Genomic DNA, 20,170 nt, shown 5'->3' with positions numbered 1-20,170 from the left:
GGCGGGCTGTCAAGGGGAGAGCGACATCCCCTGTTCCTTCTTTTCAGCCTCCCTGGGGAGGCATAGCGTCGATAACGGGCTCCGGTGGTGGACGGGCGCCCCCAGTCCGACAACGTGCCGAGCGTCCACCGGAGTTGAATCGAATCCGACCGACGAAAGCGGGAACCATGTTCTTCCACAAGCAGGAGCTTCAGTACAAGTCGACGCCTGATAAGCCTGATGCGGTGTATGCCCGGAAGTTGCAGGAGGTCCTGGGCGGCCAGTACGGGGAGATCACGGTGGCCCTGCAGTACAGCTTCCAGGCGTGGAACGCGCACATCCCGGGGAAGTACCGGGATCTGCTGTTCGGTATCGGGGCGGAGGAGATGGGGCATGTGGAGATGCTCGCGACGATGATCGCGCAGTTGCTGGAGAAGGCGCCGTTGGGCATCACGGAGGACTCGGTCCAGGCCGATCCGGCGGTCGCGGCGGTGATCGGGGGGACGGACATGCAGCAGGCGATCGTGGCCGGTGCCGGTGCGCGGGCGGCGGACAGCAACGGTAATCCGTGGCAGGGCTCCTACATCACGGCCAGCGGTAATCTGCTGGCGGATTTCACGGCGAACGCGAATGCGGAGATGCAGGGCCGGTTGCAGGTGGCCCGGCTGTATCACATGACCGATGACCACGGGGTGCGGGACATGCTGTCGTTCCTGTTGGCGCGGGACACGATGCACCAGAACCAGTGGACGGCGGCGGCCCGGGAGTTGCAGGAGTCGAAGATGGAGCTGATGCCGGTGCCGAGCAACTTCCCGATCAAGAAGGAACTGCGTGAGGTGTCCTACCAGTACCTGAACTTTTCCGACGGCAGGACCGCGTCGGAGGGCAGCTGGGCGTCGGGTCCGACCCCGGATGGCAGGGGTGAGTTCACGTACCACGAGGGTCCCACGACGTCCGCGCCGATGCCGCCGCCCACACACCCCGATGCGCGGTTCTACGGCACCACGGAGATCCCGAACACCGTGGAGAAGCTCGCCGGCACCGTCCAGGACAAACTGAACCGCGAATAGCACCGCCGGCGGTGATGTCGGCGGTCCGGACCGCCGGACCGCCGGCACCGCCCGGGCCGTCGGGTCACTCCTGCGGTTCGTACCCGATGAGCCAGCAGAGGCCGAAACGGTCGACGACCTGGCCGTCGGAGGCCCCCCAGGGCTTCGGGGCCAGGGGGTCGAGCACGGATCCGCCGGCCGACAGCTTCTCGAACCATCCGTGCAGGACCGCCGGCGGGGCGATGCCGAGCAGCGCGAGCTTGAGGCCCTCGACCCGCACGGCCGGCTCTTCCGCAGCCGCGTCCGCCCCCGCCAGTACGACGACGCCGTCGAGCACGCCGTGCGCCACCGCCGCGGGCGGGCCGTCGGTCCTGCCGAAGTCCTCGTAGGAGTGCAGGGACAGCTCGCCACCGAAGACCTCCGCGTAGAAGCCCAGTGCTGCGCGCGCGGTCCCGGGAAAGCTGATGTAGACGAGGGGGGCGGCCATGGTGACCCTTCCTGACGTGGGGAGCGGGACCGGCGACATCATCCCGCGCTACCTGATGGACGCAGACGGCCCGGCCGAATCATCGCCTCCCGGTGCATCGTCGTCGAGCAGTATCTCAGGACCGAGCCGGCAGCACGCAGAGCTCGTTACCCGAGGGGTCGGTGTAGATGCGCCAGGGCAGGTCGCCCCAGCCGGGATGCAGTTCGCGCCCGCCCCACCCGACGATGCCCGCCGCGACCTCGTCGGGATAGTCCCCGGCATCGAGCCGGACGTCCAGGTGCACCCGGTTCTTCCCGGTCCCCTTGGGCGAGGGCTCGGGGCACAGTTCCAGGAGCGGGCCCAGCAGCGACGGATGGCGCAGCGTGCGGGGGCGTCCCGGCACCGGGACCCAGCCGGTGAGCCACGACCAGAACCGCGCGTCCCGGTCCGCGTCGGAGGAGTCGAGCGGCAGCGCCGCGATCGGCCCGGTACCCGTGTACTCCGCCCGTTCGTGCATCACGCAGCAGGGGTTGCCTTCCGGATCGGCGAGGACCACCCAGGGTACGTCCCCCTGACCTACGTCGAGGTGCCGGGCGCCCAGTCCGAGCAACCGGTCGACCTCCACGGCCTGCCGGGAACCGCCCCTGAGGTCCAGGTGGAGCCGGGGCCCGGCAGCGGGCGGCTCCGGGACGCGCTGGAAGCACAGGTCCAGGACCGGGCCGCCCTCGATCGTGAGTCGGGTCTCGTACCCGTCGGGTGCGTCGGTGAGCGTCTCGCCTCCGATCACCGCCTCCCAGAAGCGACCGAGTCGCTGGGGGTCCACGGCGTCGACGACGAGATTCTCCAGGTACATGGATGCCACCGTAGGCCAGTCGGGGGACGATCCTCCAGGACCGCGCCGTCCGGAGGAGGCGCTCCGGATCGGACTGCCCACGGAGGAGTACGGCTCAGCGGCGGTGCCGCCGGCGGATGACGACCTCGGCCACGGCGAGATTTACCACCCAGCCCGCCCCCATCAGCAGCGCCCGGACGGTCACACCCGGTGGACTCGCGAGGAGCTCCGGCAGGATGAGGATCAGGGCCTGCGTCCCGGCGCCCAGCCCGATCGCGTAGGCCCGGGTCATCCAGGCACCGTGGGCGCCGATGTCGCCGCGCATCACGGCCCGGACGCCCAGTACGAGGCTGAGGGCCATGCCGCTGCCGAAGACGAGTCGGAACGCCAGCAGGAGCGGCCCGTCGCTGGGCGGGAGGACGTAGAAGAGCGCCATCCACACGCCGGACCCCGCAGCCACGAGCCCCGCAGGCAGCAGGATCCTGCCCGCGATCCGGTGCCAGCGGCGCCCACGGCGGCGCAGGGACGGCACGAACTGGAACGCGCCGAGCAGCGAGTAGAGGGTGGCCCCGACGATGTGCAGCACCACCGGTACGGGGGAGTCGAAAAACCGGGCGTTCCGTGCCGTGATGTCGGCCCCGCCCGTGAGCTCGGTGAGCCGGGCGGCCCCGGCGAGGACGGGAATGAGGCCCAGCAGGATCAGGCCCGCCGGCACGACCCAGGCCGGGGTCCTGCGGCCGGTCGTGCGCGGGCTGACCGGGGGCCGAGCCTTCTGTCCCGTGGTGTCCATCGGCGTCCTCTTCCTGGTCCCGGTCGGCGGTGCAGAGAGCTGTCCGCTAGCCCGCCCCTTGTGTACGGAGTACACGATGCGCTTCACAGTAGGTGTACGGCGTACACTCGTCAAGGGGCGGATCGACGGACAGGGAGAAGCGCATGGAGGATGGAGCGGCGCCGCGCGTGCGCCTCACCCGGGACGCCGTGCTGCACGCAGCCGTCGTCCTGGCCGACGAGCAGGGCGTGGGAGGGCTGAGCATGCGCAGCCTGGCCGAGTCGCTCGGCGTCGTGCCGATGGCGCTCTACCGGCATGTGGCGAACAAGGAGGACCTGCTGGACGGGATGGTCGACGTCCTCGCGGACGAGATCGATCCGCCGATCGACACGCCGGACTGGAGGACCGCGGTCCGTCATCGGGTCCTGTCGGCGAGGAGGGCACTCCAGCGCCACGCCTGGGCCCGCAGGGTCCTCGAGACGCGCACCAGCAGGACACCGGGCGTGCTCGCGTACACCGACTCGTTCATCGGCATGTTTCTCGACCGGGGATTCTCGATCGACCTGACGCATCACGTTCTGCACGCCCTGGGAAGCCGCATGTGGGGCTTCACGCAGGAACTCTTCGACGATCCCGGAGCCGCCCCCGCCGAGCAGGCGACCGCCGTCGACGACGCGGAGGCGCAGGCGGTCCTGCAGCAGATGGCCGCCCGGTACCCGAACGTCCTCCGGATCGCCATGGCCTCGGCGCACGGCGACGACGTCGTGGGCACGGGCTGCGACGACCAGTTCGAGTTCGAGTTCGCGCTCGACCTGCTGCTCGACGGCATCGAGGCACTGCGTGCCGAAGGCTGGACGTCGCCAGGATCGGGCAGGGACCGGTAGCCGCCGCTCCCGTCGTCGGACACGCGGCAGGGCGCGGTCCCGTCAGGGATGGTCGACGAGGTGCCAGCCGCTCGCATCGATCTCGACGGCGACCGGCGCCGGTCCCTGCATGCCCCGCGCCCTCAGCGCCCGCGTCAGTGTCTCGGCGGAGGCCGTGAGGACGAACGTCTCGCCGCGGAAGCGGTCCGCGGTCTCCTCGAGGAAGCCGGCCGCGTCGCGCTCGTCCGGCAGGTCGAACCATGCGGCGACCGGCAGGCGCGCCAGCCAGGCGGGACGGCCGGCGCCCGCCGCAGGGAGCACGGCCGTGGCGGCGCACTGCAGGTCCGTCACGATCCCCTCCGTCCGCCGCGGGTGGCGCTCACGCCGCCCGGTCCTTCCGGCCCCCGGGCACCGGGCGCCCGGTGAGGCGTCGCCGTCGGCCGTACTCGAGCACCGCACGCCGGCAGGCCGTGCGCAGCTGCTCCGCGGATGCCGCCCAGGAGTACGTGGCGGCCTGCTCCAGCCCGGCGCGGGATGCCTCGGCCCAGCGGCCGGGCTCCTCGAGGCTGCGGACGGCAGCCGCCACGGCGTCCGGGTCGTCGGGATCGACGAACAGCGCCGCCGTTCCGCCGACCTCGCGGAAGATCGGGATGTCGCTCGCAATCACCGGTGTGCCGGTCGCCATCGCCTCGATGATCGGCAGGCCGTAGCCCTCGGCCCTGGACAGCGTGACGAGCGCCGTCGAATCGTCGAGCAGGTCCTCGTACTCCGCGTCGGACACCCCGTCGTGGAAGACCGTGCGGCCGGCGTCGGGTATGAGGTCCGCGAGTTCGGCGCGGCGGGAGGGCGTGATCCTGCTCAGCAGGTGCAGCGTGTGGCCCGGGAGGGACGCCATGGCGCGGACGAGGGTCTCGACGTTCTTGTAGGGCATGAAGGAGCCCATGTAGAGCAGCGACGCGGACCGGGGCGCGCCGGGATCACGCCGCCGTTCCGTCGGCTGGGGTGCGTTGCCGACGAGGAGCACGGGCCGGCGCGTGAGGCGGTGGCGTCCGATGAGCCCGGCCGTGGTGGCGGAGATCGTGGCGACGACGTCCGCGCGGTCCAGCAGCAGGCGCTGCGGCCAGTACGCGAGGTGGTAGAGCCGCCAGAGCAGGCGGACGGGCAGGGGGAGGAACGACGGCGGGGTCGGGTTCTGGTAGTAGATGAGGTCGTGCAGGGTGAGGACGAGCGGGTACCTGCGCCCCCAGGAGCCCATGGTCTGCATGGGACAGACGACGACGTCCGGCCTCAGGCGGTTGATGCGCCGCGCGACGAACAGTTCGGCGGGGGAGAGCGGGCTGGTGATCCGCACGTGCGGCACCTCCGGCAGGAGCGCGAGCTGCCGCGGGTCGCTGACGAGCATCACGACGTCGTCGGTCGCGGCCAGGGCTGCGATGAGGCTCGCACCGTAGCGGCTGATGCCGTCGTGGTGGTCGGTCCGCGTGAACCGCGCGTCGAACAGGATCCTCACACGCGTACCCTCTCCAGGAAGTCCTCGATCAGCAGTGCCGCCTCGCGCGGCTTCTCGTAGTGCACGAGGTGCCCGACATCGGCGAGGACGGCGAGCGTGGCGTCCGGCACGAGGGCGGCGAGCTCGCGCTGGCTCTGCACCGATCCGATGTCGTCCTGCTCGGCGGCGATGAGCAGGACGGGCATCCCCAGCTCGCGGGCGCGGTCCCGGACCGTGCCGGAGATGGAGGCCCGGAACGCCTCGAGCACCACCCGGCGGCTGGCGAACGCGCTGAAGTAGGCATGGTGCTGCCCGTGGATCCAGCGGCGCAGGGTCCTGTCCCTCGTCTTGGCCATGAAGGCGCTCATGCCCCTGACGATCACCGGGTTCGCCAGCAGCGCGCGCCCGGTCCGTTCGGGCAGGCGGTCGGCGGCCACGTAGTACGCCTCCGCCACCCTCGACGCCACCCGGCTGGGCCCTTCGAGGGCGGGAGCGCTGATGGGGTTCACGAGTACGAGGGTCCCGGCCAGGTCCGGTGCGAGCGCGGCGGCCTCGGCCGCGACGATCGACCCGAAGGAGTGCCCGAGCAACACCCGCGGCTCCCGAGCGAGGATGCGTGCGGTGTCGCCGATGAAGCGCGCATAGGTGGCGACGTCGTGCGTGCCGGGCAGTTCGCCTCCCTGACCGAATCCGGGCAGGTCGGGCAGGAGGATCCGGTGCCGCGGCAGTTCCTCGACGAGGCGCAGCAGTCCGTGGTGGTCCCCCCGGAACCCGTGCACCATGACGATCGTCGCGCCGGGTCGCCCCTCGGCCTCGAGCGCGGGGAAGTCCCACACCCTCTGCAGCGTGCCCTCCCAGGGGAGGGTGCGCACGGTGGCCTGCCGCATCAGCCCACCCGGTCGGGGTGGGAGCCGAACCGCTGGTCGCGGTCGAGCACGTCGAGGTCCGCGACGTGCGCCTCCTCGAGGGTGAAGCCGAAGACGTCGAGGTTGGAGCTGATGCGCTCGCGGGAGCTGGCCTTCGGGATGGTCAGGATGCCGTGCTGCAGGTGCCATCGGAGGATCACCTGGGCGGGTGTGCGGCCGAGCTCCTCCGAGATGCGCACGATGACCGGATCGTCGAGGACGCGTCCCCGCCCGAGGGGACTCCAGGCCTGCGTGGCGATGCCGTGCAGCGCGTGGAACGCGCGCAGCTCGCGCTGCTGCAGGTACGGGTGCAGTTCGATCTGGTTGATGGCCGGCACCACACCGGTCTCGGCGACCAGCCGCTCGAGGTGCGGGCGCTGGAAGTTGGAGACGCCGATGGACCGCACCCGTCCCTCGGCGCGGAGCCGGTCCAGGGCCCGCCATGACTCCACGTAGAGGTCCCGCGGCGCGCAGGGCCAGTGGATGAGGTAGAGATCCAGCCGGTCGAGGCCGAGGCGGTCCATCGTCGCGTCGAAGGCGCGCAGCGTCGCGTCGAAGCCGTGGTCGTCGTTCCACACCTTCGAGGTGATGAAGAGATCCTGCCGGTCCGCGCCCTCGAGGAACGCCCGCGCCGCGGCGCCCACACCGGTCTCGTTCCCGTACAGCGCCGCCGTGTCGAGCAGCCGGTACCCGGCGGCCAGCGCCGTCGAACAGAGCCCCGCGGTGTCCTCGGGTGGGACCTTGTACACGCCGTACCCGAGGACGTCGATCTCGGTCCCGTCGGCGAGCGCGGTGCGGGGAACGGAGGTGCTCATGGTGGAACTCTACCGAGGCCGGCGATGCCGGCCGTGCGGGGAGCCTGTCAGGTGTGGACGAGACGCCGTGCGGAGCCCTCGTCCAGGATCAGGTCGGTGGCGAGTCCGGCAGCGAGCGCCCCCCGCAGGCCGTGGATCTTCGATTCGCCGGAGACCACGCAGATGCGCCGGCCGACCCTGCGCAGCTCGTCGAGGTCCGGCCCGGTGCTGCGCCCGTTCAGCAGGACGTCCCGGTGCGTGCCGTCCGCCCGAAAGAACATGGTGGCGACGTCGCCCACGACGGCGTCGTTCTCCAGGGCCTCGAGATCCTCGCGGTCGAGGTACCCCCCGCTGTACACATGGCTGGGGATGCCCGAGCCGACCGACCCCACGGAGCCCACCCCGAAGATCGCCATGGTCATGCGGCGCTGCAGGTCGAGGATGCGCCGGACGCTGCGTTCCTCCCACATGGCGGTCTTCGTCCCGGCATGGTCGAAGAACGCAGGCACGGGGAACTGCTCGACGCGCGCCCCGTACGCCTGGCCGAAGCGGCGCAGGATCTCGCTCGCGTACGTGATGCCGGTGGTCTGTGTGTTGCCCGCGCCGTTGAGCTGCACGATCGTGCTGTCGTGGGTCTGCTTGCGGGTGAGGTGGTGGCTGACGGCGCTGAGCGTCGAGCCCCAGGCCACGCCGATGATGGCGTTCGAGTCCACCAGGGGCCCGATGGTGCGGGCGGCCTGGATCGCGACGCGGTCGAGCACGTCCGAGTCGCTGACGGAGTCCGCGACCGGGACCACGTGCGCCTCGACGCCGAACCGGCGGCGGATGTGCTGCTCCAGTGCCGGTGCCCGTTCCGAGGGGTTGTTGACCTGGATCTGCACCAGCCCCGTCTCGCGCGCCATGGACAGCAGCCGGGACACCGTGGAGCGTGACGTGCGGAGCTCCCGGGCGATCGCGTTCATGGTCAGGTCCTGCAGGTAGTACATCTGCGCGGCCCGCAGGGCGTCACCGGAGCGGCTGCCCTCCACGGGACCCGAGGGCCGGCCGTCCGGGGCGGAGCTACTCCTCGTCGTCACTCCGCCAGTCTGGACCTCTTCTGCACGTTTGTGCAATCCGGTTGACTGGTATTCCCACGGCTCGAAGAATGAGGAGTGCAGGAGCCCTTCCAGACATAGACGTTACGGAGTAGTACCTTGAGCATTGCAGCCGACCGGATCAACGGTGAAGGCACGACAACTTCTACCCGCACCGTGGTGCAGGAGCTCAGGGACAAGCCCCGGGCGTCCGTGCTCATCATCGGTGGCGGCATCAACGGGGTCGGCACGTTCCGCGACCTCTCGCTGCAGGGCATCGACGTCGCACTCGTGGAGCGCGGCGACTACTGCCAGGGCGCCTCGGGTGCGTCCTCGCACATGATCCACGGCGGCATCCGCTACCTCGAGAACGGCGAGTTCCGGCTCGTCCGCGAGTCCGTCATCGAGCGCAACGCCCTCATGAAGATCGCCCCCCACTACGTGAAGCCGCTGCAGACCACCATCCCGATCTACACGACCTTCTCCGGCATCCTCTCCGCCCCCATGCGCTTCCTGACCCACCGCCAGGGCAAGCAGGTGGAGCGCGGTGCCGTGCTCATCAAGGCCGGCCTGACCATGTACGACTTCTTCTCGCGCGACGGCGGCAACGTCCCCCGGCACTCCTTCGTGGGCCGCAAGAAGGCCCTCGCGGCCATGCCCGACGTCCGCAAGGACATCAAGTGGGCGGCGACCTACTACGACGCCTCGGTGCACAACCCCGAGCGTCTCACCCTGGACGTCCTCCGCGACGGCCAGATCATCAACCCCGCCGCCCGCGCCGCCAACTACGTCAGCGCCATCGGCGCGGGCGAGGACGGCGTGCTGCTGCGCGACGAGCTCACGGGGGAGACCTTCACCTTCCAGGCCGACGTCGTCGTGAACGCGACGGGCGCCTGGACGGACGGCACCAACGCCGCCCTCGGCACCGAGACCCGTTTCATGGGCGGCACCAAGGGCTCGCACATCGTGCTGGACCACCCGGAGCTGCTCAAGGCCTGCAACGGCACGGAGATCTTCTTCGAGCACATCGACGGCCGGATCGTGCTGATCTACCCCATGGGGGACCGCGTCCTGGTCGGCACCACGGACATCGACGTCGACATCAACGAGCAGGCCGTCTGCACCGACGAGGAGATCGACTACTTCTTCGAGCTGATCGGTCATGTGTTCCCCGACATCAGGGTCGCGCAGGAGCACATCGTGTACAGCTTCTCGGGCGTCCGGCCGCTGCCGCGCCACGACGACACCCAGCCGGGCTTCGTCTCGCGCGACTACCGCATCGAGAAGCGCGAGGAGAAGCTGGGCGGGCGCTCGGTCACCACGCTGAGCCTCGTCGGCGGCAAGTGGACCACGTTCCGAGCCCTGGCCGAACACCTCACCAACGACACGCTCGCCGCCCTCGGGGCGCCGCGCAAGGCGTCGACGGCGGGTGTCGCGATCGGCGGAGGCCAGGACTTCCCGACGGACGACACCGCGGAGCGAGCGTGGATCCGGCAGGCCGTCCGCCCCGGTGTCGACGAGGCGCGGGTGCAGGTCCTGCTCACCCGGTACGGGACCCGCGCGACGGATGTCATCGGATACCTTGCCGAAGGTCCCGACAGGCTGTTCAATTCCACGAAGGAGCTGAGCACGCGCGAACTCGCCTACATGGTGGAGCACGAGCAGATCGGCCACCTGGTCGACGTCCTGATCCGCCGAACGTCCCTCGCCTTCCGCGGACTCGTGACCGAGGAGCTGCTCGCCGAACTCGCCACCACGCTGGCGCCCCTGCTGGGATGGGACGCCGCCCGGTCCGCGGCAGAGGTCGAGCTCGCCGAGACGGTCCTCGCCGAGGCCCACAGGGTGCACGTCAAAAGCCTGATCGCGTAGCGGCGCCCGCCGCCCACGAGGTCGAACCGCTGCCACGGGCAGCGGTGCAGTGCCAACGGCAGTGGTTGCCGGGGGGGAATGAACGGGTGCCGTCGAGGCGGCGGCACCCGTCGATAAATGAATAGAATGAGGAGTCAAAGATGTCTCTGGAAGTATTTGTTGCCGAAGCCTTCGGCACAATGCTGCTGCTATTGCTCGGAACGGGTGTCGTCGCGAATGTCGCGCTCGCCAGGACCAAGGGCAATAACGGCGGCTTTCTCATGGTCAACTTCGGGTGGGGCCTCGCCGTCTTCGCCGGCGTCTACGTCGCAGCCCTGTCGGGAGCGCACCTCAACTTCGCCGTGACCGTCGGTCTCTGGGCCAACGGCGACACCGCCGAGTTCGCCCCGGGCGTGGACAAGAACGTGATCAACGCGCTGGCGTACTTCGCGGCCCAGATGATCGGTTCCATCCTCGGTGCCGTCCTCTGCTGGCTCTCCTACAAGCAGCACTTCGACGAGGAGCCCGATCCCGCAAACAAGCTGGGGGTGTTCGCCACCGGCCCAGCCATCCGTTCGTACGGCTGGAACCTCGTGACCGAGATCATCGGCACGTTCGTGCTCGTGTTCGTCATCATCTCCTTCGGCAACACGCCCTCCGGCCTGGGCCCCCTCGCCGTCGCACTGCTCGTCGTCGGCATCGGCGCCTCGCTCGGCGGACCCACCGGCTACGCCATCAACCCGAACCGCGACCTGGGCCCCCGTATCGCCCACGCCATCCTGCCCATCCGGGGCAAGGGCGGCAGCGACTGGGGCTACGCGTGGGTACCGATCGTCGGACCGATCATCGGTGGCATCCTCGCCGGCATCGTCATCCAGTTCGTCTCGTTCCCCGCTCCTCCAGCCTAGGAGCCGTGCCGCGGCCGCGCGCAGCCGCCACTCAACGACACATCCAATGAAGGAGTAAGACATGTCGCAGCAGTACGTCATCGCCATCGACCAGGGCACCACCTCCAGCAGGGCCATCGTCTTCGACCACAAGGGCGACATCGTGTCCTCCGGTCAGAAGGAGCATGAGCAGATCTTCCCGAAGGCCGGCTGGGTGGAGCACGATCCCGCCGAGATCTGGAACAACACCCGCGAGGTCATCGGCAACGCGCTGGCCAAGGCCAATCTCACCCGCCACGACATCGCCGCCGTGGGCATCACCAACCAGCGTGAGACGGCCGTGGTCTGGGACAGGACCACCGGCAAGGCCGTGTACAACGCCATCGTCTGGCAGGACACGCGGACGCAGAACATCGTCGACGACCTCGCGAAGGACGGCGGCGTGGAGCGTTACAAGGGGAAGGTGGGGCTCCCCCTGGCGACCTACTTCTCCGGCACGAAGATCAAGTGGATCCTCGACAACGTCGACGGGGCCCGCGAGAAGGCCGAGGCGGGCGACCTCCTGTTCGGCAACACCGATTCCTGGGTCACCTGGAATCTGACGGGCGGCACGGACGGCGGCGTCCACATCACGGACGTCACCAACGCCTCCCGCACGCTGTTCATGGACCTCGAGACGCTGTCCTGGGACGAGTCGATCCTCGCCGACTTCGGCGTCCCGGTCTCGATGATGCCGGAGATCAAGTCCTCCTCCGAGGTCTACGGGACCGTGCACACCTCGCAGCTCCTCCGCGAGGTGCCGGTGGCCGGCATCCTCGGCGACCAGCAGGCCGCGACCTTCGGCCAGGCCGCGTTCGACAAGGGCGGTGCCAAGAACACCTACGGCACCGGCAACTTCATGATCGTGAACACCGGCGAGGAGATCGTCCACTCCAAGAACGGGCTGCTCACCACGGTCTGCTACAAGCTCGGCGACGCGAAGCCCGTGTACGCGCTCGAAGGGTCGATCGCCGTCACCGGTTCACTCGTGCAGTGGCTCCGGGACAATCTCGGCATCATCAGGAGCGCGCCCGAGGTGGAGCAGCTGGCCACGACGGTCGAGGACAACGGCGGCGTCTACATCGTCCCCGCTTTCTCCGGCCTGTTCGCGCCGTACTGGCGTTCGGACGCCCGCGGGGCGATCGTCGGCCTGACCCGCTTCGTGAACAAGGGACACATCGCACGGGCAGCGCTGGAGGCCACGGCCTTCCAGACCCGCGAGGTCCTGGACGCGGCGAACGCCGACTCAGGTGTCAACATGGAGGACCTCAGGGTCGACGGCGGCATGGTCGCCAACGACGCCCTGATGCAGTTCCAGGCGGACATCCTCGGGATCCCGGTCATCCGCCCGAAGGTCACCGAGACCACGGCGCTCGGTGCCGCCTACGCTGCGGGACTGGCCGTCGGTTTCTGGAAGGACACCGACGACCTCGCGACGAACTGGGCCGAGGACAAGCGCTGGAACCCGTCCATGGACGACGCCGAGCGCGAGCGCCAGCTCCGCCTGTGGAAGAAGGCCGTCACGAAGACCTTCGACTGGGTCGACGAGGACGTCAGCTAGCCCCTGCCGGACGCGCAGGGCACCACCCGAAGGGCACCCCGGGCCGTCGCACGACGGCCCGGGGTGCCCTTCGGTCCGTCCCGGGCCGCGGCCGGGCAGGCCGTTGGTGCACGCTGGTAAAGTGAAGCCATGCGTCGCGCCCTCCTCCTTACGTAGCCGCACGGTATCCACCGTGCGGCGGCCCCTCCCTGTGAGGGGCTTTTGCATGTCCGGGGCAGGACGGCACCGAGGCGCCGTCCGCCCCCGGCATCGGACGAGGCAGTACCGCAGCAGGATTTTCGCTCCACCGACAGGACAGGTCAATATACCGTGAGCATCAACCCCGAGGCCGCCCAGCCGGACGAGGACACCTACGATTTCTCCGCCATCGAGGCGAAGTGGCCCGCGGTGTGGGACAGGCTCCAGGCATTCGCCCCGGCCGACGACGGCTCACGTGAGCGCCGCTACGTCCTCGACATGTTCCCCTACCCCTCGGGTGACCTCCACATGGGCCACGCCGAGGCATTCGCCATGGGCGACGTCGCCGCGCGCTTCTACCGCCAGAAGGGCTTCGACGTCCTGCACCCCATCGGCTGGGACTCCTTCGGCCTGCCCGCGGAGAACGCGGCGATCAAGCGCAACGCGCATCCCGCGGAGTGGACGTACGCGAACATCGAGACGCAGGCGCACTCGTTCAGGCGCTACGCGATCAGCGCCGACTGGAGCCGGCGCCTGCACACCTCGGATCCCGAGTACTACCGCTGGACGCAGTGGCTGTTCGTACGGTTCTTCCAGCAGGGACTGGCGTACCGGCGGAACTCGCCCGTGAACTGGTGCCCGAAGGACCAGACCGTGCTGGCCAACGAGCAGGTCATCAACGGGGCCTGCGACCGGTGCGGCACCATGGTCACCAAGAAGAACCTCAACCAGTGGTACTTCCGGATCACCGACTACGCCGACCGCCTGCTGGACGACATGGAGCAGCTCAAGGGGCACTGGCCCGAGCGCGTGCTCGCGATGCAGCGCAACTGGATCGGCCGCTCGGAGGGAGCGCACGTCAGGTTCCGCATCGAGGCCACCGATGGCCGGCCGGACGCCGACGTCACCGTCTTCACCACACGCCCCGACACCCTGTACGGTGCCACGTTCTTCGTCGTCGCCGCGGATGCGGACCTGGCGCTGGAGCTCGTGACCGCCGACCGCCGCGCTGAGCTCGAGGCGTACCGCGAGCAGGTCCGGGGACTGTCCGAGATCGAACGGCAGGCCACTGAGCGCGAGAAGACGGGCGTGTTCACCGGCCGCTACGCCGTCAACCCGCTCACCGGGGAGAAGCTGCCCGTCTGGGCCGCCGACTACGTCCTGGCCGACTACGGCACGGGCGCCATCATGGCCGTCCCGGCGCACGACCAGCGTGACCTCGACTTCGCCCGCACCTTCGACCTGCCGGTGCGCACCGTCGTCGACACCGGCGCCGAGGAAGCGGCCGTCACGGGCATCGCGACCACCGGCGAGGGGACCCTCGTGAACTCCGGCGAGCTGAGCGGACTGGACAAGGCGGCGGCCATCGCCCGCGCCGTCGAGCTGATCGAGGAGCAGGGGACGGGCACGCACACCGTCAACTACCGCCTGCGTGACTGGCTGCTGTCCCGCCAGCGGTTCTGGGGGACGCCCATCCCGATCATCCACTGCCCGTCCTGCGGCGAGGTGCCGGTGCCGGACGAACAGCTGCCCGTCACGCTGCCCGAGGGCCTGCGCGGCGAGGCGCTGGCGCCCAAGGGCACCTCGCCCCTGGCCGCCGTCGAGGAGTGGGTCAACGTGCCCTGCCCCTCGTGCGGCGGTGCGGCGACCCGCGACACCGACACCATGGACACCTTCGTGGACTCGTCCTGGTACTACCTGCGCTTCGTGAACCCGCACCTGGAGACGGCCCCGTTCGACACCGAGGCGGTCAACCGCTGGCTGCCGGTGGGCCAGTACGTGGGCGGCGTCGAACACGCCATCCTGCACCTGCTCTACAGCCGGTTCTTCACCAAGGTGCTCTTCGACCTCGGCATGGTCGGCTTCACGGAGCCGTTCAGTGCCCTGCTGAACCAGGGCCAGGTGCTCAACGGCGGCAAGGCCATGAGCAAGTCCCTCGGCAACGGCGTGGACCTCGGCGAGCAGCTGGACCGCTTCGGGGTCGACGCCGTGCGCCTCACGATGGTGTTCGCGTCGCCACCCGAGGACGACGTCGACTGGGCCGACGTCTCGCCGTCGGGCTCCGCGAAGTTCCTCGCCCGTGCCTGGCGCCTGGGCGGCGACGTCACGAGCGCCGTCGGCACCGACCCGTCGACGGGCGACCGCGCGCTGCGCTCGGTCACCCACCGGACCGTGGCGGACGCCGCGGAGCTGATGGAGGCCAACAAGTTCAACGTGGTCGTCGCCAAGCTCATGGAGCTCGTCAATGCCACGCGCAAGGCCATCGACTCCGGTGCGGGGGGAGCGGACCCGGCCGTGCGCGAGGCCGCGGAGGCCGTGGCCATCCTGCTGAGCCTCTTCGCGCCCTACACGGCCGAGGACCTGTGGAGCAGACTCGGCCACGAGGCCACCGTCGCCACCGCGGGCTGGCCGGCCGTGGACCCGGCGCTGCTGACGCAGGAGAGCGTGGTGGCCGTCGTGCAGGTGCAGGGCAAAGTGCGCGACCGCCTGACGGTGTCCCCGGACATCGCCGAGGACGAGCTGCGCGAGCTCGCCCTGGCCAGCGACCAGGTGCAGCGCGTCCTGGACGGTCGCGGCATCCGCACGGTCATCGTGCGGGCGCCGAAACTGGTCAACATCGTCCCGGCCTGATGTGCGGCGTGCCGACGGTCTCGTCCTGCGGGGAGTCGATCCCGTGCGCGTAGCCGTCGTCGCGGATTCGGCCGCCGGGTTCCCTCCTGGCTGGACGGTGCCCGGCGGCCCGGCCGACGGCGTGCACCTGGTCCCCATGCCGGTCCTCGTGGGCAACGACATCCTCACCGGCGAGCACGACGACGTCACCGCACCGCTCATGGTGGCCCTCGCCGCGGGGTCGGACGTACGCACCTCGCGCCCGTCCCCGGGCCAGTTCGACCGCGTCTACGGTCGGCTGGCGGACGAGGGCTACGACGGGATCGTGTCCGTGCACCTGTCGGGCCTGCTGTCGGGCACCCTGGACGCCGCGCGCCTGGCGGCGTCGCGCGCGGCCCTTCCCGTCGAGGTGATCGACACGAGGACGGCGGCGATGGCTCAGGGCCGGGCGGCGCTCGCTGCCCTCGCGGCGGCACGGTCGGGCGACGACCTGCAGGGTGCGGCAGCCGCGGCCGCGATGGCGGCCCGTGCCTCCGCGCTCTACACCTACGTCCCGAGCGTCGAGCAGCTGCGGCGCGGTGGACGGATCACGGCCGCCGCCGGATGGCTGGGCACGCTCCTGTCCGTCCGGGTCATCCTCCAGGTGCAGGGCGGGCGGCTGGTGCCCCTGGAACGGATGCGCTCCGCCGTGCGGGGGGTGGGGCGGCTCCAGGAGCTGGTCGAGGCGGACATCGCAGGTCGTAGCACCGGCGTCCAGCTCACGGTGCACCACTTCGGCAACGAGGACGAGGCCGCGGACCTCGCCGGGCGGCTCACCGCCGTGGCGGGACCGGGGCGCGTGACGACGGCGCCGTGCCCCGCCGTGCTCGCGGCACACGTGGGCCTCGGCGTGGTGTCCGTCGCGATCAGTGCGGACTAGCCGCCCCGGAGGGCCTTCAGGGCACCGTGTGCGGATGTCCACATAGCAGCGATCCTCCTCCGACGGCCGGTCCCCGCCCCCTAGCGTGGCGGGATGGGAAAGCACCGATGGCCGATCAACGGCGACCCCTGGGATCCGCCCCTCGAGGCCCCTGCGGCATTCGAGCGCAGGGGGAGTACCGACGGGTGGACCGGACGGGTACGGCCCGGGAGGCGGCCCGAAACACGCCTGGATGCCCGGCACGACGAGGTTCCTGCCGGCTCGGTGCCCGATCAATCCACGGCGGACATCGGGGTCGGAAGGAACGCTGAGGGGCCCTCGCCCGGTGGCATCGTCGACGGGTGGGACGAGGCACCCGGGCCGGCGGTCACCCCGGTCCTAGAGGAGGCGCGGGACGCGGAACGGCCTCCCGCGCTCCCGCGGATCCAGTGGCGGGTCGCGCGCTCCGCGGCACTGGTGTTCCTCGGGGTGGCGCTGGCGGTCGGGGCCGCACTGTTCCTCGTCCGCAGCTCCGAGCCGTCTGCTGCTGCCGTGTCGGTGCAGCTCGAGAGCGGGGACGGCAAAGGAGCGACCGGGGATACGAAGGACCGTGCATCGGACAGCGGAACGCCGCACGGCCCTCCGGACGAGGAGGCCGGCCCTGGAGGTACCGTCACCGGGGCCGAGGTCGGTGGTTCCCCGGTCGGTACTCCGTCGGCGTCACCGGTCCTCGCTGGGAAGGGCGGCGGTGACTGGCAGACGATCGTCGTCTACGTGACGGGTGCGGTGACGGCACCGGGCGTCGTCACGGTGCCGGCGGGGACGCGGCTCTTCGAGGTCCTCGAGGATGCGGGCGGCCCGCTGCCCGAGGCGGACCTGGAGGGCGTCAATCTCGCTGCCGCCGCCTCGGACGGGCAACACGTCCACCTCCTGGCCGTGGGGGAGGAACCCCGGCCAGGAGTCGTGGCGCCGGACGCACCGGCGCCTCCACAGGGAGGGTCGGGCACGGGCCACGGGAGTACGGCCGCTCCGGCCGGGACCGGCGCTCCCGCGGGCCTTCTCGACATCAACACCGCCACCCTCGCCGACATCGAGACCCTGCCGCGCGTCGGGCCGGTCCTGGGGCAGCGCATCATCGACTGGCGCGACGAGCACGGTCCCTTCATCGAGGCGTCCGACCTCGACGCGGTGCCCGGTATCGGTCCCGCCATGCTCGAGGGGATCCTCCCGCTGATCTCGGTGCGGTGACAGCGGCCACGCCGGGGGACGACGCCTCCAGCTCCGGGCCCCGCCCTCCGCAGCAGGAGCCAGCCGGCGCCCGCACCGTGCGCGGCTCGGGGCGGACCGACCTGCGCCTCGTGCCGTCCGCCGCGGCGGCCTGGGTGGCCGCCACCATCGCCGTCCACGGAGGCGCGACCGGGGCGACGGCGGGCGGTTTCGTCGCCGCTGCGGGTGCCCTGGTGTTGGCCTGCCTGGTCCTGCTGGCCCCCGTGGGTGTCGGCCGACGCTGGAGGACGGTGTCGGCGCAGGCCCTGCCGCCGGCGGCCGCGCTGACCCTCGTCCTGCTCGCCGCCGGGGGGAGCCTCACCCGTGCACAGGCCGGGCCGGTCGGGGACGCTGTGGAGGGCGGGATCCCGTTCACCGCGGTGCTCCGGATCTCGGGCGAACCGTCCTCGCTGGCGCCCGGTGCGTTCGGCGGCGGTGACCGGTATCTCGTCGACGCGGACGTGACCGGTGGGGTGCTGCAGGGCGAGACGTTCGCCTCGACGACGCCCGTGGTGGTCCTGGGCCCTGAGCCGTGGGGCGAGGTGGGAACCGGAGACACCGTGCGGGTGCTGGGTACGGCGAAGCCGTCCGATCGGGTAGGCCGGGCCATGGCGGTGTTCCTGCCGGCGAGCAGCCCCTCCGTCGACGAAGCCACGGGGTGGCTCGGGTACACGAAGCACCTGCGGGCCCGGTTCCGGGACCTCTCGTCGCGGGATGAGCGCGACGGCGGGCTGCTGCCGGGCATGGCCCTGGGTGACAGGATCGGCCTCGAGTCCGGGCTGGAGGCCGACATGAAGGCCACAGGCCTGACGCATCTCACCGCCGTGAGCGGCGCGAACTGCTCCTACGTGCTCGCCTTCGCCTTCCTCGGACTGCGGCTGGTGCGCCTGCCGCGCCTGCCGGCCGCCGTCGGCGCCGTTGCTGCGCTGGTGTGCTTCGTGATGCTGGTCAGGCCCGAACCCAGTGTCCTCCGCGCGGCCGTCATGGGCTCGATCGGGGTGGCAGCCGTCCTGTCCGGCCGGGGCAGGGTCTCGCTGGCCCTGCTGATGGTGTCCATCATCGTCCTGCTCGCGGTGGACCCGTGGCTCTCGGTGTCCTACGCGTTCGCGCTCTCGGTCGCCGCGACCCTGGGACTCGTCACCGCGGGACCGGCGGTCGTCGAGGCCTTCGAGCGGATCATGCCGCGATCCGCCGCGCAGGTGCTCGCCATCCCCCTGACGGCGCAGCTCTTCTGCACGCCGATCCTCGTCCTGATCCAGCCGGCACTCCCGGTGTACTCGCTGCCCGCGAACGTCCTGGCATCACCCGTCGTCCCCGCCATCACCCTGCTCGGCATGACGGTGGTACTGGCGCTGATGGCCGCCCCGGTCCTGGCCCAACCGCTCGTCGCTGCTGCGCAGTGGGGGACGCGATGGGTGGTGGGGGTCGCGGACATCCTGGCATCCGCACCCGGCGCGTCCCTGCCGTGGCCGCCGGGAGCCCCCGGAGCCGTCGTCGCGGCCCTGGCATCCCTGGTGCTGCTTCTCCTGATCCGACGGGACGCCCTCATCGCCTGGTGGCGACGCGGCGACGGGGCCGGGGGCCGGATGCGGGGCGGCCGGACCGGGACGGCACCGCGACGGGCAGAGGCCGATCGAGCTGCGGGCATGCTGCTCTCGGCCGTCGCGTCCCGGAGTGGACGCACCGGGTGGAACCGTCGGGAGAGGGCAGGTCCCCGCGCGCCGGCACCGGCGCAGTATCGTCACGACCGGCTGAGGGGACGACGAGTGATCGTGGTCGTCGCCCTCGTCCTCCTCGGGCTTGCAGCAGCGTACGCCGTCTCCGTTCGGCTGCGGACACCGGCACCCGATCAGTGGATCCTCGCTGTGTGCGACGTCGGGCAGGGAGACGCCGTGGTGGTGAGGACGACCCCGGGCCACGCGCTCGTCGTCGACACGGGACCCGACCCGGAGATGATGGACGACTGCCTCGACACGCTCGACGTCGCGGTGATCGACGCCCTGGTGGTCACGCACCTGCACGACGACCACTACGGCGGCATCGAGGGCGCGGTCCGCGGCCGGTCGCTGTCCGCCCTGTACTACTCCACCGCCGAGGACCGCCTCCCGCGGGAGGTCACCGCTGCTGCGGCGACGGCCGGCGTCCGCGCGGAGCGACTCACCGACACCACCACGGTTCACCTCGCCCCACTGCACGTCGACGTCCTCTGGCCGAGGGGCGGCACCGCTCCGACAGGCGAGAACAACGCGAGCGCGGTGCTCGAAGTGGTGGTGCCCACACCGGAACGTCCCGTCTCGGTCCTCCTGACCGGAGACCTGGAGGAGGACGCCGCCGCCGTGCTGCTCTCTGCCGCCCCCTCGCTGCGCGAGGACGGAGTGGACATCCTGAAGATCGCCCATCACGGGGCGAGGAATGGCGGCACGGCGCTGATCGAGGCCGTCCATCCGCGCCTCGCCCTCATCTCGGTGGGGGAGGACAACGACTACGGCCACCCCCATCCGAGCATCCTCGATGCGCTCGACGGGGCGGGTATCGCCGCCGCCCGCACGGACGCACTCGGTGCGTTCCTCGTGGACGTCGTCGGGGACACGGTGGAGGTCAGGGTGCTGGGCTGAGCGACGTGCCGTGCAGCCGCACCGCCTGCCGTGGTTCATCACCCACCGCT

Annotated in this window: 17 protein-coding genes; 9 read left to right on the top strand and 8 right to left on the bottom strand. The window is 70.8% G+C overall.

Annotation, left to right across the window (positions count from 1 at the left end; translation table 11 throughout):
- Positions 1-167 precede the first annotated feature (167 nt).
- The gene (locus tag ACX80N_RS05695) at positions 168-1,049 is read left to right on the top strand and encodes a manganese catalase (protein WP_105030283.1); all 882 of its coding nucleotides are present in this window, start codon (positions 168-170) and stop codon (positions 1,047-1,049) included.
- A 64-nt stretch (positions 1,050-1,113) separates the two neighbouring features.
- Here ACX80N_RS05695 and ACX80N_RS05690 read toward each other — a convergent pair whose 3' ends face one another.
- From ACX80N_RS05690 to ACX80N_RS05680, 3 genes are all read right to left on the bottom strand, one after another.
- Positions 1,114-1,515, bottom strand: a complete 402-nt coding sequence (locus tag ACX80N_RS05690) for a VOC family protein (protein WP_459338628.1) — start codon at positions 1,513-1,515, stop codon at positions 1,114-1,116.
- A gap of 115 nt (positions 1,516-1,630) precedes the next feature.
- The gene (locus tag ACX80N_RS05685) at positions 1,631-2,347 is read right to left on the bottom strand and encodes a VOC family protein (RefSeq protein ID WP_459338627.1); all 717 of its coding nucleotides are present in this window, start codon (positions 2,345-2,347) and stop codon (positions 1,631-1,633) included.
- A 94-nt stretch (positions 2,348-2,441) separates the two neighbouring features.
- On the bottom strand, positions 2,442-3,116 hold the full coding sequence (locus tag ACX80N_RS05680) for a DUF2306 domain-containing protein (protein ID WP_105030286.1): 675 nt from the start codon (positions 3,114-3,116) through the stop codon (positions 2,442-2,444).
- 143 nt (positions 3,117-3,259) lie between these two features.
- On the opposite strand from ACX80N_RS05680, the gene ACX80N_RS05675 reads away from it, so the two are divergent.
- The gene (locus tag ACX80N_RS05675; RefSeq protein WP_105030287.1) at positions 3,260-3,979 is read left to right on the top strand and encodes a TetR/AcrR family transcriptional regulator; all 720 of its coding nucleotides are present in this window, start codon (positions 3,260-3,262) and stop codon (positions 3,977-3,979) included.
- 42 nt (positions 3,980-4,021) lie between these two features.
- Here the strand turns inward: ACX80N_RS05675 and ACX80N_RS05670 are convergent, their stop codons facing one another.
- Genes ACX80N_RS05670 through ACX80N_RS05650 form a run of 5 tightly spaced genes read right to left on the bottom strand, consistent with a single transcriptional unit; the run spans position 4,022 to position 8,132 of the window.
- Positions 4,022-4,309: a hypothetical protein gene (locus ACX80N_RS05670; protein WP_459338626.1), complete on the bottom strand. Its 288-nt coding sequence runs from the start codon at positions 4,307-4,309 to the stop codon at positions 4,022-4,024.
- A 28-nt stretch (positions 4,310-4,337) separates the two neighbouring features.
- Positions 4,338-5,468 carry a glycosyltransferase family 4 protein gene (locus ACX80N_RS05665; RefSeq protein WP_459338625.1) on the bottom strand — a complete coding sequence of 377 codons (1,131 nt, stop codon included), beginning with the start codon at positions 5,466-5,468 and terminating at the stop codon, positions 4,338-4,340.
- The gene (locus tag ACX80N_RS05660) at positions 5,465-6,334 is read right to left on the bottom strand and encodes an alpha/beta fold hydrolase (RefSeq protein ID WP_459338624.1); all 870 of its coding nucleotides are present in this window, start codon (positions 6,332-6,334) and stop codon (positions 5,465-5,467) included. Before ACX80N_RS05660 ends, ACX80N_RS05665 begins: the two co-directional genes overlap by 4 nt.
- Entirely contained in the window at positions 6,334-7,167 is an 834-nt protein-coding gene (locus ACX80N_RS05655) for an aldo/keto reductase (RefSeq protein ID WP_459338623.1), read from the bottom strand. Before ACX80N_RS05655 ends, ACX80N_RS05660 begins: the two co-directional genes overlap by 1 nt.
- A 47-nt stretch (positions 7,168-7,214) precedes the next feature.
- Positions 7,215-8,132 carry a sugar-binding transcriptional regulator gene (locus tag ACX80N_RS05650; protein ID WP_459338757.1) on the bottom strand — a complete coding sequence of 306 codons (918 nt, stop codon included), beginning with the start codon at positions 8,130-8,132 and terminating at the stop codon, positions 7,215-7,217.
- Between the two features lie 213 nt (positions 8,133-8,345).
- Between ACX80N_RS05650 and ACX80N_RS05645 the strand changes: the two genes are divergently transcribed.
- The 7 genes from ACX80N_RS05645 to ACX80N_RS05615 all read left to right on the top strand — a co-directional run bounded on the left by ACX80N_RS05645 (position 8,346) and on the right by ACX80N_RS05615 (position 20,120).
- On the top strand, positions 8,346-10,088 hold the full coding sequence (locus tag ACX80N_RS05645) for a glycerol-3-phosphate dehydrogenase/oxidase (protein WP_459338756.1): 1,743 nt from the start codon (positions 8,346-8,348) through the stop codon (positions 10,086-10,088).
- Between the two features lie 140 nt (positions 10,089-10,228).
- Positions 10,229-10,975, top strand: a complete 747-nt coding sequence (locus ACX80N_RS05640; protein WP_105030292.1) for an MIP/aquaporin family protein — start codon at positions 10,229-10,231, stop codon at positions 10,973-10,975.
- Between the two features lie 61 nt (positions 10,976-11,036).
- Positions 11,037-12,554 carry a glycerol kinase GlpK gene (gene glpK, locus ACX80N_RS05635; protein ID WP_105030293.1) on the top strand — a complete coding sequence of 506 codons (1,518 nt, stop codon included), beginning with the start codon at positions 11,037-11,039 and terminating at the stop codon, positions 12,552-12,554.
- Between the two features lie 309 nt (positions 12,555-12,863).
- Positions 12,864-15,362 carry a leucine--tRNA ligase gene (gene leuS, locus ACX80N_RS05630; RefSeq protein WP_459338622.1) on the top strand — a complete coding sequence of 833 codons (2,499 nt, stop codon included), beginning with the start codon at positions 12,864-12,866 and terminating at the stop codon, positions 15,360-15,362.
- A gap of 43 nt (positions 15,363-15,405) precedes the next feature.
- Entirely contained in the window at positions 15,406-16,260 is an 855-nt protein-coding gene (locus ACX80N_RS05625; protein ID WP_459338621.1) for a DegV family protein, read from the top strand.
- Positions 16,261-16,353: 93 nt separating this feature from the next.
- Positions 16,354-17,487 carry a helix-hairpin-helix domain-containing protein gene (locus ACX80N_RS05620; protein ID WP_459338620.1) on the top strand — a complete coding sequence of 378 codons (1,134 nt, stop codon included), beginning with the start codon at positions 16,354-16,356 and terminating at the stop codon, positions 17,485-17,487.
- Entirely contained in the window at positions 17,484-20,120 is a 2,637-nt protein-coding gene (locus ACX80N_RS05615) for a ComEC/Rec2 family competence protein (RefSeq protein ID WP_459338619.1), read from the top strand. Before ACX80N_RS05620 ends, ACX80N_RS05615 begins: the two co-directional genes overlap by 4 nt.
- Positions 20,121-20,170 lie beyond the last annotated feature (50 nt).

This window comes from Arthrobacter sp. MDT2-16, from assembly GCF_054510925.1.
Note: the sequence above shows the minus strand (reverse complement) of the source record. Positions and strands in the feature narration are given on the sequence as shown.